Source organism: Mesorhizobium sp. B2-3-12, from assembly GCF_006442205.1.
GTDB lineage: Bacteria > Pseudomonadota > Alphaproteobacteria > Rhizobiales > Rhizobiaceae > Mesorhizobium.
This window is the reverse complement of record NZ_VFVR01000003.1, coordinates 215,461-230,208: the sequence shown is the minus strand read 5'-3', so window position 1 is coordinate 230,208 and position 14,748 is coordinate 215,461. Positions and strand designations below refer to the sequence as shown.

At 63.7% G+C, this 14,748-nt stretch carries 13 protein-coding genes; 6 read left to right on the top strand and 7 right to left on the bottom strand.

Features of this window, described 5'->3' with window-relative positions; genetic code table 11:
- The 6 genes from FJ948_RS11420 (at position 1) to FJ948_RS11390 (ending at position 6,953) form a co-directional block, all read left to right on the top strand.
- Complete coding sequence (locus tag FJ948_RS11420; protein ID WP_140704346.1) at positions 1-1,116, top strand: ABC transporter ATP-binding protein; 1,116 nt, start codon at positions 1-3, stop codon at positions 1,114-1,116.
- Positions 1,117-1,183: 67 nt separating this feature from the next.
- Positions 1,184-2,698 carry a GMC family oxidoreductase gene (locus FJ948_RS11410; protein ID WP_140704344.1) on the top strand — a complete coding sequence of 505 codons (1,515 nt, stop codon included), beginning with the start codon at positions 1,184-1,186 and terminating at the stop codon, positions 2,696-2,698.
- A gap of 214 nt (positions 2,699-2,912) precedes the next feature.
- On the top strand, positions 2,913-3,674 hold the full coding sequence (locus FJ948_RS11405; protein ID WP_140704342.1) for a 3-ketoacyl-ACP reductase: 762 nt from the start codon (positions 2,913-2,915) through the stop codon (positions 3,672-3,674).
- Positions 3,675-3,683: 9 nt separating this feature from the next.
- The gene (locus FJ948_RS11400; RefSeq protein WP_181173654.1) at positions 3,684-5,315 is read left to right on the top strand and encodes a choline dehydrogenase; all 1,632 of its coding nucleotides are present in this window, start codon (positions 3,684-3,686) and stop codon (positions 5,313-5,315) included.
- A 13-nt stretch (positions 5,316-5,328) separates the two neighbouring features.
- Positions 5,329-5,646, top strand: a complete 318-nt coding sequence (locus FJ948_RS11395; RefSeq protein ID WP_140704338.1) for a Dabb family protein — start codon at positions 5,329-5,331, stop codon at positions 5,644-5,646.
- Between the two features lie 89 nt (positions 5,647-5,735).
- Positions 5,736-6,953 (top strand): MFS transporter, encoded by a 1,218-nt coding sequence (locus FJ948_RS11390; RefSeq protein WP_140704336.1) that lies wholly within the window; start codon positions 5,736-5,738, stop codon positions 6,951-6,953.
- A gap of 7 nt (positions 6,954-6,960) precedes the next feature.
- On the opposite strand, the gene FJ948_RS11385 is transcribed toward FJ948_RS11390, so the two are convergent.
- The 7 genes from FJ948_RS11385 to FJ948_RS11355 form a co-directional block, all read right to left on the bottom strand.
- Complete coding sequence (locus tag FJ948_RS11385) at positions 6,961-7,806, bottom strand: EamA family transporter (RefSeq protein WP_140704334.1); 846 nt, start codon at positions 7,804-7,806, stop codon at positions 6,961-6,963.
- 7 nt (positions 7,807-7,813) lie between these two features.
- Positions 7,814-8,722, bottom strand: a complete 909-nt coding sequence (locus tag FJ948_RS11380) for an endonuclease/exonuclease/phosphatase family protein (RefSeq protein WP_140704332.1) — start codon at positions 8,720-8,722, stop codon at positions 7,814-7,816.
- Between the two features lie 112 nt (positions 8,723-8,834).
- Complete coding sequence (locus FJ948_RS11375; RefSeq protein WP_140704330.1) at positions 8,835-10,388, bottom strand: sodium:proton antiporter; 1,554 nt, start codon at positions 10,386-10,388, stop codon at positions 8,835-8,837.
- Positions 10,389-10,548: 160 nt separating this feature from the next.
- On the bottom strand, positions 10,549-11,613 hold the full coding sequence (locus FJ948_RS11370) for an ABC transporter ATP-binding protein (RefSeq protein WP_140704328.1): 1,065 nt from the start codon (positions 11,611-11,613) through the stop codon (positions 10,549-10,551).
- Positions 11,614-11,642: 29 nt separating this feature from the next.
- Positions 11,643-12,434 (bottom strand): ABC transporter permease, encoded by a 792-nt coding sequence (locus tag FJ948_RS11365; protein WP_140704326.1) that lies wholly within the window; start codon positions 12,432-12,434, stop codon positions 11,643-11,645.
- Positions 12,431-13,225, bottom strand: a complete 795-nt coding sequence (locus tag FJ948_RS11360; protein WP_246677511.1) for an ABC transporter permease subunit — start codon at positions 13,223-13,225, stop codon at positions 12,431-12,433. The genes FJ948_RS11365 and FJ948_RS11360 overlap by 4 nt, the downstream gene beginning before the upstream one ends.
- A 187-nt stretch (positions 13,226-13,412) precedes the next feature.
- Positions 13,413-14,519: an ABC transporter substrate-binding protein gene (locus FJ948_RS11355; protein WP_140704323.1), complete on the bottom strand. Its 1,107-nt coding sequence runs from the start codon at positions 14,517-14,519 to the stop codon at positions 13,413-13,415.
- Positions 14,520-14,748: the final 229 nt, after the last annotated feature.

Sequence of the window (14,748 nt, the reverse complement as noted above, 5' to 3'; positions counted from 1 at the left end):
ATGGCTTTTCTGGAAATTGATGGTCTGAGGAAGCGTTTCGGCCAGGTCGAGATCCTGAAAGGGATCAATCTCGAGCTGGAAAAGGGCGGCTTCCTGGTGCTGGTCGGTCCTTCCGGCTGCGGCAAGTCCACCCTTCTCAACACCATTGCCGGACTGGAGACGATCACCTCGGGCGATATCCGCGTCGACGGCCGCACCATCACCGATCTTCACCCGTCCAAGCGCGACATCGCCATGGTGTTCCAAAGCTACGCGCTCTACCCCAACATGACGGTGGCCGGGAACATCTCCTTCGGCATGGAGATGCGCGGCGTGCCGGCCGACCAACGCCAGAAGGCGATCGACAAGGTGGCCAAGGTGCTTCAGATCGGCCATCTGCTGAACCGCAAGCCCAGCCAGCTGTCGGGCGGCCAGCGCCAGCGCGTCGCCATGGGCCGGGCGCTGGTGCGCGACCCCAAGCTGTTCCTGTTCGACGAGCCGCTTTCCAATCTCGACGCCAAGCTGCGCGTCGACATGCGCATCGAGATCAAGCGCCTGCACGCAACCACGGGGACGACGATCGTCTACGTCACCCACGACCAGATCGAGGCGATGACGCTGGCGACCAAGATCGCCGTCATGCGCGACGGCGAGGTGCAGCAATTCGGCACGCCGGCCGAAATCTACAACAACCCGAGCAATGTCTTCGTCGCCGATTTCATGGGCTCGCCGGCGATGAACCTGATCCCGGCGACCATTGGCGGCAATGGCGGCGATCTGGCCGTCGTGCTCGACCGCGAGGCCCGCCAGCCGATCACCTTGCCGATGGCCAACGCGCCGGCCGGATTGTCGGCGTTCAAGGGCAAGCCGGTCATCTTCGGCGTTCGCCCGGAGGCGCTCACCGATCCGGAAGGCGCCGAACGCAACGCCTCGCAAATCGCCACCGCCGATTGCCATATCGAGGTGGTGGAGCCGGCCGGCTCCGACACTTTCGCCGTCACCAATCTCGGTGGCAAGGGCGTGGTGGCGCGGCTGCGCGCCGATGCCAACATCCAGCCGGGCACCAACACCCCGCTGGCCTTCAACCTGACCAAGGCGGTGTTCTTCGACCCGGCGACCGAGAGCCGTATTCGCTGATGCCTGTCGCCCAAAAGTGGGTCCGGTTTTGGGACAACGACATGCATCAAAACAAAGACCTTTAGACATGGCAAACCCGGATATCGTCATCATCGGCTCCGGCATCGGCGGCGCCACGATCGCCTCCGGTCTGGCCGGCAGCGGCGCCTCCATCCTGATGTTGGAGCGTGGCGAACCCTTGCCGGCAACGCCGCACGCGCGCGACACACGCTCGATCTTCGTCGACGGGCACTACCGGCCAAAGGAGATGTGGCGCGAGGCCGGCGGCGCCGCCTTCAACCCCGGCAATTACTACTATGTCGGCGGCAATTCGAAATTCTTCGGCGCGGTGCTGATCCGCTACCGCAAAGAGGATTTCTCCGACATGGAGCACTTCGGCGGCGTCTCGCCGGCCTGGCCGTTCTCCTATGACGAATTCGAACCCTGGTATTCCAGGGCCGAGCAGTTGTTTCGTGTGCGCGGCGCGCTCGGCGAAGACCCGACCGAGCCGTTCCACTCGATTCCCTATGCCTTCAAGCCGGTGCCCGACGAGGCGCCGATCGCGCGCGCCCGCGCCGAGCTCAAGGGGCTCGGCCTGCATCCGGCCTCGCTGCCGCTCGGCGTCGACATCGACACCTGGCTGAAGGAGGGCAGGACCGGCTGGGACGCGTTTCCCAACACCGGGCAGGGTAAGATGGATGCCCAGACGGCACCGCTGGCGGCGGCATTGACCGATCCGGACATCAAGCTCGAAACCGGCGCCTATGTCGAATATCTGGAGACATCAGCTGACGGCAAAACCATCTCGGCGGTTCACTACCGCCTGAACGGTGAGCCGAGGAAAGTCGCGCCGAAACTGGTCATATTGTCGGCCGGTGCGGTCAATTCGGCGGTCATCCTGCTGCGCTCGCCCTCGCCCGGTAATGGCAAGGGGGGAGGCAAAGGCCTTGCCAACCGCTCGGACCAGGTCGGCCGCAATTTCATGAACCACAATTCGAGCGCCATGCTGGCGATCGATCCGCGCCGCAGGAACGATGCCGTCTACCAGAAGACGCTGATGCTGAACGACTATTATCTCAGCGACGGCAAGGGCGGCAAACCGCTCGGCAATGTCCAGCTTCTCGGCAAGATCGACGGCAACATGCTGAGGGCCAACGTGAAACGAGTGCCGAAATTCGTGCTCGATTTCATGGCCGGCCATGCGGTCGACTGGTATCTGATGTGCGAGGACCTGCCCGACCCCGAAAGCCGCATCATGGTCGACGGCAAGGACATCGTCATGCAATGGCGGCGCTCCAACATGCAGTCGCTGGACGGGCTGACCAAGGTGATGCGCGCGAATTTTCGCGCCTGCGGGTATCCCATCGTGCTGTCACGGCCCTTCGACAAGCGCACGCCCTCGCACCAGTGCGGGACAGTGAAAATGGGCGACGACCCGGCCACGTCGCCGCTCGATCCGTTCTGCCGTGCCTTCGACCACCCGAACCTGTTCGTCGTCGACGCCAGTTTTCTGCCGAACTCGGCGGCGGTCAATCCGGCGCTGTCTATCGCCGCCCAGGCGCTGCGGGTGGCGGACCATATCCGCAAGGTGGAACTTGCATGATGAAAGGTCAGCGCCGCCCCTCATCCGCCTGCCGGCACCTTCTCCCCGTGAAGGACGGGGAGAAGGGACTTGGCCGCAACGCCGGCGACCTTTTTGCAGCGCTGGCGATTGGCGAAAGCGGCGATGACGGCATCCTTCTCCCCGTCACTAAACGGGGAGAAGTGCCCGGCAGGGCGATGAGGGGCAGCGCCTACGTCCGTAAGGCTAGTTTCCAATGACCCGCCCCGCGGCTATCGTCACCGGCGGTGCGCGTGGTATCGGGCTGGCCTGCGCTGAGGCGCTCGCCGACGCCGGCTTCGATATTCTTGTCGCTGACCTTGCCGACAAGCCTGCCGACCGGCTTGCGGAAAACCTGGCCGCGCGTGGCGCGAAGTTTGCCTACGCCCAATGCGACATCGCCGATCTTTCCAGCCACGCCTCCCTGGTCGACACTGCCACACAGGCCTTCGGCCGCATCGATTGCCTCGTCAACAATGCCGGCGTTGGCGCCGTCGTGCGGGGCGACCTGCTGGACCTCAAACCCGATAATTTCGACCGCGCGCTGGGCATCAATTTGCGTGGCACCGTCTTCCTCAGCCAGGCCGTCGCCAAGGCAATGCTGCGCCAGCCCGGCGATCATGCGAAATCGATCATCACCATCACCTCGGTCAGCGCCGAGATGGCCTCTCCGGAACGCGCCGAATATTGCATGTCGAAGGCCGGGCTTTCCATGTGGGTGAAGAACCTGGCGCTCAGGCTCGCCCCGGAAAATATCGGCGTGTTCGAACTGCGGCCCGGCATCATCCGCACCGACATGACGGCGGGCGTGACCGCCAAATACGATGCGCTGATCGACAGCGGCCTGGTGCCGGCGAAACGCTGGGGCGAAGCCTCCGACATCGGCGCCATGGTGGCGGCACTCGCCGCCGGCAGACTGGGATTTTCGACCGGCTCGATCATTAATGTCGACGGCGCGCTTTCCGTGCCCCGGCTGTGAGTGGATGAGATAATGACCGACTACATCATCGTGGGCGCCGGTCCGGCCGGTTGCGTGCTGGCCAACCGGCTGAGCGAGGACCCCTCCAATTCCGTGCTGCTGCTCGAAGCCGGCGGCAAGGACTGGCACCCCTATATCCATATGCCGGCCGGCTTCGCCAAGATGACCAAGGGCATTGCCTCCTGGGGCTGGTCGACCGTGCCGCAGAAGCACATGAAGGATCGCGTCTTCTGGTACACGCAGGCCAAGGTGGTCGGCGGCGGCTCCTCCATCAACGCCCAGATCTACACGCGCGGCAATGCGCGCGACTACGACGCCTGGGAGAAGGAGGAAGGGCTGGCCGGCTGGGGCTATCGCGACGTGCTGCCCTATTTCAAGCGCGCCGAGAACAACCAGCGCTACGCCAACGATTTCCACGGCGACCAGGGTCCGCTCGGCGTGTCGAACCCGATTGCGCCGCTGCCTATCTGCGAGGCCTATTTCCGCGCCGGCCAGGAGATGGGCATTCCCTTCAACCCGGATTTCAACGGTGCCGCCCAGGAAGGCGTCGGCTATTACCAGTTGACCCAAAAGGATGCCCGGCGCTCCTCCGCCTCGGTCGCTTACTTGAAGCCGATCCGCGATCGCAAGAACCTCACCGTCAGGACAGGCGTGCTGGTCACCCGCATCGTCGTCGAGAAAGGCCGCGCCATTGGTGTGGAGATTGTCGACAGACCCGGCGGCGAGACAAACATCCTGCGCGCCGACCGCGAGGTGATCGTCTCGTCCGGCGCCATCGGCTCGCCGAAGCTGTTGATGCAGTCGGGCATCGGCCCGGCCGATCATTTGAAATCGGTCGGCGTCACGCCGGTACACGACCTGCCCGGCGTCGGCTCCAACATGCAGGACCATCTCGACCTGTTCGTCATCGCCGAATGCACCGGCGATCACAGCTATGACAATTACGCCAAGCTGCACCGCACCGCCTGGGCCGGCCTGCAATATCTGCTGTTGAAGAAGGGACCGGTGGCCTCCAGCCTGTTCGAGACTGGTGGCTTCTGGTACGCCGACCCGACCGCCGCCTCGCCCGACATCCAGTTCCATCTGGGCCTCGGATCCGGCATCGAGGCCGGCGTGGAGAAATTGAAGAACCCCGGCGTCACCTTGAACTCGGCCTTCCTGCGGCCGCGCTCGCGCGGCACGGTGCGACTGAAAAGCGCCAACCCTGCCGACCATCCGCTGATCGACCCCAACTACTGGTCCGATCCCTACGACCGCGCCATGTCGCTCAAGGGGCTGCGGCTGGCGCGCGAGATCATGCGGCAGAAGGCGCTTAGCCCCTACATCATGCGGGAAGTGCTGCCTGGCCCCTCGCTCGCCAGCGACGACGAGTTGATCGACTATGCCTGCCGCACCTCCAAGACCGATCACCATCCGGTCGGCACCTGCCGCATGGGCCATGACGAGATGGCCGTGGTGACGCCGGATCTCAGGCTGCGCGGCATCGAGGGGCTGCGCGTTTGCGACGCTTCGGTGATGCCGCGCGTGCCTTCCTCCAACACCAATGCGCCGACCATCATGGTCGGCGAAAAGGGCTCGGACCTGATCCTCGGCCGCGAGCCGCTGCCGCCGGCGGTGTTTTCGGGAAACCGGGCTGCTTGAAGGGAATATGAAGATGATCCGCCACTGTGTCTTCGTCAGGTTTCGCAACGATGTCCCCGACAGCGAACGCAAGGCAATCCATGCCGACCTCGAAGCGCTGCGGCAGGTGATCGACGGCATGGACACCGTCCAGTTCAGCGCCAATGTCAGCCCCGAGCCGTTCGCGCGGGGTTTCAGCCATGGCTTCACCATCGATTTCCGCGACGCCGCGGCGCGCGACGCCTATCTCGTGCATGAGGCGCATCAGCGCGCCGGGGCACGGCTGGTCGCGGCACTCGAAGGCGGCACCGAAGGATTGATGGTCTTCGATCTCGACCTTACGAAAAAGTGACCGCCGGCCTTTCGAAAGCCGGCTGATCGCTGTTCTCTTTTGCCGACAGGGCGACATATCGTTCCTTTGGGGGCACAAAGGAGGACGCCTTGAATCTCACTGCAGCGCAGAAGAAAACCGTGCTGGCCTCGTTCCTGGGCTGGACCTTGGATGCGTTTGATTTCTTCCTCCTGACATTCCTGCTCACCGATATTGCGGCTGAATTCCAGACCGATGTCCCGGCAGTTTCCAAGGCACTGTTCCTGACCTTGGCGACACGCTTCATCGGCGCGTTCTTCTTCGGCATGCTCGCCGACAAATATGGGCGCAAGCCGATCCTCATGCTCAACATCGTCAGCTATTCGGTGATCGGGGCGCTCGCCGCCTTCTCGCCCAATCTTGGCATCTTCCTGGCGCTGCGCGCTTTGTTCGGCATCGCCATGGGCGGCGAATGGGGGCTTGGCTCCTCGCTCGCCATGGAATCCATTCCGCCCAGCGCTCGCGGCCTCGTCTCGGGCATCCTGCAATGCGGCTATCCGGCAGGTTACCTCCTGGCGGCAGTGGTTTACGGCCTGCTCTACCAGCAGACGATCGGCGGCTATACCGTCGGCTGGCGCGCCATGTTCCTGCTCTCCTTCATTCCGGCGTTGATCGTCCTCTTCATCCGCTCGCACGTGCCGGAGTCGCCGGCCTTCGTCGAGGCACGGAAACAGGCCCGGCCGGGGCTTCTGGAGACGCTGCAGAAGCACTGGGGCGTCGCGCTCTATGCCGTGGTGCTGATGATGTTCTTCAATTTCTTCAGCCACGGCACGCAGGATCTCTACCCGACTTTCCTGAAGAAGCAGCACGGCTTTGACCCGCATACGGTGAGTTGGATCACCATCGTCGCCAATATCGGCGCCATTGTCGGCGGCCTGGCCTTCGGCGCGCTGTCGGAGAAGATCGGCCGCGTCAACGCCATCACTTTGGCCTGCATCATCGCCCTGCCGGCGATCCCGCTATGGGCCTACAGTTCCACGCCCTTCATGCTGGCCGTCGGCGCCTTCGTCATGCAGGTCGCGGTCCAGGGCGCCTGGGGCGTCATCCCGGTGCACCTCAACGAGCTTTCGCCGGGCGCGGTGCGCGCGACCTTGCCCGGCTTCATCTACCAGGCCGGCAATCTCGCCGCCTCCTATGGCGGTCCGTATCAGGCGGGGATCGCCGAGGCAGCCGGCGGCAGCTACGGCTACGCGCTGGCGCTGTTCGCCGGCGTGGTCGCCGTCTGTATCATCGTCGTCATCCGCTTCAGTCCGGAGCGGCGCGGCCAGGTTATGACCGTGCTGGGTTGAGCTCGGATCACCCCAGCCGGAGTGCGATAACGCCGGCGACAATGCTGAGCGCGGCCGCACCGCGCCAGCCCGTCATCTTCTCGCCGAGCGCGTAGACCGAGATCATCATGGCGAACAGGATGGAGGTCTCGCGCAGCGACGCCACCGAGGCGATCGGCGCCTTGGTCATCGCCCACATCACGATCCAGTAGGCGGCACCGCTGAGCACGCCGGTGAACAGCCCGGTCTTCCAGTCGCGCGCCAACACTGGCAGCGCCTTGGGTCCCCGGAAAATGAGGCACAGCACCAACGCGCCAAGCGCATCGCAGATGAACAGCCAGGCGGCATAGCTCTGCGCCGTTGCCGCCAGCCGCGCGCCGCTGCCGTCGGACAGCGTGTAGCTGGCGATGAACACCGAGGTGCCGAAGGCAAAGCCGACGGCGCGCAGGTTCAGTTTCTCCAGATGCGCCCCGCCGCGAAACGACATCACCAGCGTGCCGGCCGACAACAGCAGGATGCCGACGATGGCGAGCGGCGCCGGCACCTCGGCGACGACGAACATGCCGCCAATCGCCGCCAGCAGCGGGGCCGTGCCGCGCGCCAACGGATAGGTCTGCGCGAAATCGCCGGCCTGATAGGCGCCGATCAGGAAGGTACGGTAGCCCATATGAAAGATCACCGAAGCGATGATGTAGGGCCAGACTTCCGCCTTCGGCACCTCGACGAAAGGCAGCACCACGAGGCCCGCGACCCCCATACCCAACGTCATCAGCGTGATCGACAGGAAGCGGTCGAGATGCACCTTGACCAGCGCGTTCCAGATCGCATGCATGGCGGCCGCGGCAAGCACGGCGAAGAAGACGAAAAGCGTCATGCGGGTTTCATCGAACTCCCGGGCCGAATGGCGTTTCGAGGTCGAGGTCGACCCGGACCGGAAAGTGATCGGACGCCATCTCGCCGATGTCGGCGCCGATCGATTTCACCCGCCCCGCCAACATGCCGCCGACAAAGCAATGGTCGAGCCGGCGCTTTGCCAGCCTGCCGTCGATGATCTTCTCATGCGTGTGGAAGTCGCCAGCCGGCTCAACCGTCACCGCGGCGGCATCGACGAAGCCGTCGAGATAGGCGGCACCCCGATGATAGGGCGTGCTGCCGACAATGCGGCGATACTCAGCGCTGCCCGGCTCCATGTTGAAATCGCCCAGCCAGATCGCCGCCAGCGGGTTTTCCGGCTCCGGTTCTCCATGCGTCCAGTTCCGCGAAGGCTCGTCGTCCGCGCCGCTCCACGGTCCGCCTTCCGATGGCGCCCGGCGGTGCTCGGCCACGAGATAATCAATCTGGTCCAGCCGCTCTTCCGCAGCGATATGCGCGAGATGCAGCGAGAGCACCCTGATCGGCCCGGCCGGCGTGCGGATCATGCATTCGAGCGCGGCGTTGCGGGTGTTGAGCGGCCGCAGCGTGCGGCGCATCGGCAGCGCGTGGAGCCGCGACCAGGCGATCGGCAGCTTCGACAGCACCATGGTGCCGAATTGCCGGCGCCGATTGACCAGGCGGCCGTCCCGCCATTCGCTGGCGTCCATGTCGAAGGCCGGCCCATAGACCCAGTGATAGCCCGGCAGAAGGTCAGACAGGATTTCGGGTTGGTCGTCGAAATTGCTGCGCTGCCAGTGCCGCTCGACCTCCTGCAAGGCGATGATGTCGGCGCCGGCAATGATGCGCGCGGCGCGCGAAAGATCGTAGCGTCCGTCGCTGCCGAACCCGTACTGAATGTTGTAGCTGACGAGCTTCATTGCTTATCCGGCTCACTTCTCGGCGTTGGCAGTAACGGTTCGGTCGATTGCTTGCAATGTGCAGGAAGACGGACGGGGCTTGGGCCAGCAAGGCGATCGCAAGACTTGCCAACTAATCCGTGGTCAGCGGCTGGAAGCGCCCGGCCGGCGATGCGGCCAGTTCCGCCCAATCGATCTCTTCCTCCAGCCGGTGATAGGCTTCGTCGCCGATCGTGCCGTTGCTGCGCAATTCCTCGAGCGTGTCACGCTGGCGGTTGATGGCGTATAGCCGCAGCCGGTCATATTCGGTTGCCGCCTGCGCGTCTTCCGGGTTCTCAGCGATCAGCCGCTGCGCTTCGTACTGCTCGCGCACGACAGCCGCGGCTGACGACGTCTTGCGGCTCAACACATCAAGGGCGGCCTGCATGATGGCAACGCGCGCCTGCGCCACCTCACGGTCTATTGTCGTGTCGCGTTCGAAGGCGAGTATTCGCAGCAAGGGCTTCAAGGTCATGCCTTGCAGCACTAGCGTGCCGAGCACCACAGCGAAGGCGGCAAGCACGATTGGATCGCGGCCCGGGAAGTCGGCCGGCAGGGCAATCGCCACCACCAGCGTCACCAGCCCCCGCATGCCGCACCAGCCGACGAGCACGCCCCCGCGAAACGTCGGTGCTTCTCGCTTTCTGTCTTCGCCGCCGAAGCGGGCGAACCATCGGATGATCGCAACGTAACTGGCCACCCAGACGAGACGCGCGACGATGACGACGACCAGCACCGTCGCGGCAAAGAGAAAGGCGTCACCCTGCCCGTCGCCGGAAAGCCTGCCGACGATCGATCGCGCCTGCAGGCCCATCAGCACGAAGGCCAGCACGTTGAGCACGAAGACGGCCGACTCCCACACCGAATAGGTGCTGACGCGTCTTCTTGCCGACATGCGGCGCGGTGCCCTGCGCGCAAGGGTGATGGCATAGACGACAATGGTGATGATGGCTGAAAGACCGAGCCTGTCGGCCAGTATCCACACGCCGAATGTCCCGGCGAACTGCACCACGGTGCTGCTGGCGGCATCGTCGATCCGGGTGAGGGTCAGCAGCGAGACGCGGCCAAACACGTAACCCGCGACAAGGCTACCCACGGTTGACAGCAAGATCGTCGGAATGGCGTTGCTGAGCATGATCGAGCCGAGCGCCGCCGAAACCGCCAGCCGGTAGATCAGCAGCGCCGTGGCATCGTTGAGCAGGCTCTCGCCCTGCAGGATGGCGGTGATGCGGTGCGGCACCTTGAACTGGCTGAGCACGGCCGATGCCGCCACCGCGTCCGGCGGCGCCACGATGGCGCCAAGCGCGATCGCCGCCGCGATCGGCAGTCCGGCCATCTTCCAGCCGACGAAGGCAACCACGAGCGTGGTGAAGACCACGGCGCCGAGCGCCAGCAGCACCAGCGACAACCTGTAGCGCTTCAGGTCGCGCAGCGAGGTGTCATAGGCGGCGTCGAGAAGCACTGGCGCGATGAACAGGGCAAGCGCCAGTTCCGGATCGATCTCGATCGTCGGCGCACCAGGCACGAAGGCAATCGCGACACCGGCCAGGGCCAGCAGGGACGGATAGGGTATCTCCAGCCGTCGCGACAGTGCCGTCAGCGCGACGGCGGTCAAAAGCAGGACAAGGGTGAGTTCGAAAAGAGCCATGCTCTATCGTAGCCGTCGAACGAGGCGATTGGCAGTACCAAAGTCATGGCCATGAAACCGCAAGGCGACACGTCTGGCACGGGCCGTGTCGCCGCGGACAGCACGAAAAATCCTGGCGGCTGAAGGACCCGTTTGGCCGCGCCAACCGACCGTGGAATAGCTAATGCAGCACCAGCATGTCGCTCGACGAGAACGAAATCTCGGCCTTCTCGCCGACGGCGGGCGGCGGGGTGGCGGAGTTGTTGAAGGTGTCGAGCGAGACCGTGTTGTTGCCGATGCCGACGCGGACCCGGATCACCGAACCGAGGAAATGCACTTCGGAAATCTCCCCGGTCAGCCGGGAATCATGGCCGGGCTGGCTGCCAAGCGAAATCGCCTCCGGCCGCAGCGCCAGCGACAGCGTATCGCCGGACTTCGAGCCGTTGAGCTTGCCCTTGAGCGAGACTTGCTGCGTGTTGACCTGCACCGTGCCGGATGCGGCATCGGTGACCTTGCCTTCGAGCACGTTCAGCGTGCCGACGAAATTGGCGACGAACTTGGTCGCCGGCCGGTTGTAGATCTCGAACGGCGTGGCGACCTGCTCGGCCTTGCCGCCATACATGACGGCGATGCGGTCGGAGATCGACAGCGCCTCTTCCTGGTCATGGGTGACGAAGATGGTGGTGATGCCGAGCTTCTTCTGGATCGAGCGGATTTCCTCGCGCAGCGACACGCGAACCTTGGCGTCGAGAGCCGACAGCGGCTCGTCGAGCAGCAGGAGTTTTGGCTTCGGTGCGATCGCTCGCGCCAAGGCAATACGCTGCTGCTGGCCGCCGGAGAGCTGGTAGGGATAGCGATCCGCCATCTGCGGCAGCTTGATCATGTCGAGCATCTCGGCGACGCGCTTGTCGGCGTCGGCCTTCGGCATGCCGGCAACCTTCAGTCCGAAAGCGATGTTCTGCGCCACGGTGAGGTTCGGGAACAGCGCATAGGCCTGGAAAACCATGCCGACATTGCGCTGGTTGGGCTTCAACCGCGTGATGTCCTTGCCGGCGACGACGATCTTGCCGGCCGAGGGCTCCTCGAAGCCGGCGACCATGCGCAACACAGTCGTCTTGCCGCAACCGGACGGTCCGAGGAACGAGACGAACTCGCCCGGCTCGACGTCGAGGCTGAAATCCTGCACCACGGTGTTGGAACCGTAGGACTTTCGCACATGCTGGATCGACAGGAATGGCTCGGCCATGGCTTTTCTCTCAGGTCAATGCTTTTCGATCAATTCGGGCGGTTCGCCGATTTCGGCGCGAAGCGGGACAGGATCTGGATCAGCGACATGCAGCCCCAGGTAATGGCGAAGGCGATGATGGCAAGGGCTGCCGGCTCATAGGCGCGGTTGGCGCCGATATTCTGCAAATACGGGCCGAAGGCCGGCCGGTTGAGCAGGCTGGCCATGGTGAACTCGCCGATGACGATGGCAAAGGTCAGGAACGCGCCCGACAGTACGGCGATCAGCACATTGGGCAGGATCACCCGGCCAATGATCGTGCCCCAGCCGGCGCCCAGGATCTGCGCCGCTTCCGTCAGCGTGCGCACATCGATGGTGCGCAGGCCGGTATCGACGGCACGATACATATAGGGCAGAGCCAGTGTCGCATAACCGATGACCAGCAGGGCGTTGGCACCCATATTGCTGCCCAGGAACGGCAGCGGTGAGTTCGATCCGTACATCCTGATATAGCCGAAAACGATGACGATGGCCGGAATGACCAGCGGCAACAGCGTGATGAATTCGACGATCGGCCTGAGCTGCGGCAGACGCAGCCGGATCCAGTAGGCGGCCGGCACGACGATCAGCACGCCGAGGATGATGGTGAAGATGGCCGCGACCACGGAATACAGGAAGGTCGACTGGAAGCGCGCGTCGCCCAGCACGATCTGGTAGGCGTCGAAGGAATGCACGCCGCGCCGCATGCGCAGCGAGAATTCGACCGTCGCCATCAGCGGGATGAAGAAATAGGCCGCGCCGACAATGAAGACGACCCAGGCCCAGAATTTGCCCGACTTCATTTGAGCCACCTTTCGGACCGGGTCCGGAACCAGATGTAGAAGACGTTGGCCAAGCCCGTGATGACGATCATGCCGAAGGCGATGGCATAGCCGAGCTGCGGGTTGTGCAGCACGTCGCCGTTTATCTGCGAGTAGAGCTTGATGGGGACGATGTTGAGCGCCGGGCCGGCAAACGCATAGGCAGTGGCGATGGCGCCGAAGGCATTGGCGAACAGAAGGATGACGGTGCCGAGAAAGCTCGGCCATATCACCGGGATGACCACCATGCGCCAATACTGCCATTGAGTGGCCCCAAGCGTGGCGGCCGCCTCGCCCCATTCCTTTTTCAAGCCATCGATGGCCGGCACGATGATGACCACCATCAGCGGAATCTGGAAGAACAGATAGACCGCGATCAGCCCCGAGGTGGTTAGGAAATTGAAGCCCATCGCATAGATGTTGATATTGAGAACGTCGCGCAAAAGCGTTGTGACGATGCCGACGCGGCCAAGGGTTGCCAGGAACGCGAAAGCCAGCGGCAAGCCGGCGAAATTCGAGGCGACGCCCGAAAAAGTCAGGGTCGCGGAACGTGTCCAGTTCGGCAGTCCGCCGCGCACGATGGCGATGGCAATGGCAAGCCCGGCAAAGGCGCCGATGATGGCCGACCAGAAACTGATCTTGATCGAGGCCCAATAGGAGCTGCTGATCGACGGATCGCTTAGCAGTTGCAGGATATTGTCCAGGGTGAACGAGCCGTCACTACGCTGGAACGCGCCCACGACGAGATAAATCGTCGGCAGGATCAGGAACATCAGGGCGAAGATGAAGAAGGGCGCAACCCCAATCCACTGCGTCGGCAGACGGAAAGCGGTCGCCTCGTTCGGCGGCGCGGGCCTGGTGGCAAGTGCCTGATTTGAAAGCGTAAGATCGGTCATGCGCCGGCTACCGTCTTCGAGGGGAAGCCGGGCGGCCTCGCGGCCGCCCGGTGGATTTCAAACCTTACTTGACGTTGGCGCCGACAACGGCGTCCCAGTTCTTGCTGATGACTTCCTTGGCCTTGCCCTGCTCTTCGAGCGTCGGGAAGGCGGCCGAGGCATAGGATTCCGCCGGCGGCAGCTTGGCCAGCACGTCCGCCGGGATCTTGCCGTTCTTGGCGAGGTCGTTGAAGCGGATGGGGTGGCAATAGCCCTTCAGCCAGCCGATCTGGCCTTCGTCGGAATAGAGATATTCCATCCAGAGCTTGGCTGCGTTCGGATGCGGCGCGAAGGCGCTGATGGCCTGCACGTAGACACCGGCGACGACGCCGGTCTTCGGCACGATGACGTCGACGGGCGGATTGCCCTTCAGCGTATCGCGGCCAGCAAGCGCGTTGTAATCCCAGTTGATCAGGATCGGGGTCTGGCCCTGGGCAAGCGTTGCCGGCTTGCCGACGACCGGGACGAAATTGCCGGCGGCGTTGAGCTTCTTGAAGAAGTCGAGGCCGGCGGTGCCGGCGGCTTCACCAGCGGCGGCGCCCGACGACAGGCCAGCGGCATACACTGCCTGGATGGCCTGGTTCGAAGCGCGCGGATCGCCGGCAACGGCGACCGCGTTGGCGAATTCCGGCTTCAGGAGATCGGCCCAGTCCTTCGGCGATTCCTTGATCAGGTCCTTGTTCACCATGAACGACAGCACGCCGTAATAGTCGCCGTACCAGGCGCCGTCGGCATCCTTGGCGCTGTCCGGGATCGAGTCCCAGGTCGACACCTTGTAAGGCATCAGCAGGCCGTCGGCCTTGGCGGTCGGGCCGAAGGAGAGGCCGACGTCGATGACGTCGGGAGCCTGCGGGCCCTTGTTGTCCTTGTTGGCCTTGATCGCCTCGACTTCGTCGCCGGAACCGGCGTCGGGGTTGAGTTCGTTGATGGTGATTTCCGGATACTTCGCCTTGAAACCGGCGATGACGTCGCCATAACCGCACCAGTCATGCGGCAAAGCGATGGTCGTGAGCTGGCCTTCAGCCTTCGCGGCCTTGACGAGATCGTCCAGCGAAGCCGCGGACGAAATCACCGACGACACCATAAGGGTCGCGGCCGAAAGGGAAAGCACCTTCCCCGTGAATTTGAACATGTGTTCTCTCCGTTGAACTGGCGCCGTTGGACGCCTGCGATGCGGTATCGTTTTCGTGTGACAGCCAGATGAAAGCTTTGTGAAACCAGCCGCCAGCAGCGCGAAAAGTTAACTCTTTTTAACCGGCTGTAGCAATTAGCCATCACTTAATTTTCCGGCTAATCATTAATCCGCCCGTCTTTCGCCCCTTCCCCTTTCCTTTCCCCTCGTTTTCCGATCAAGTTTCGCA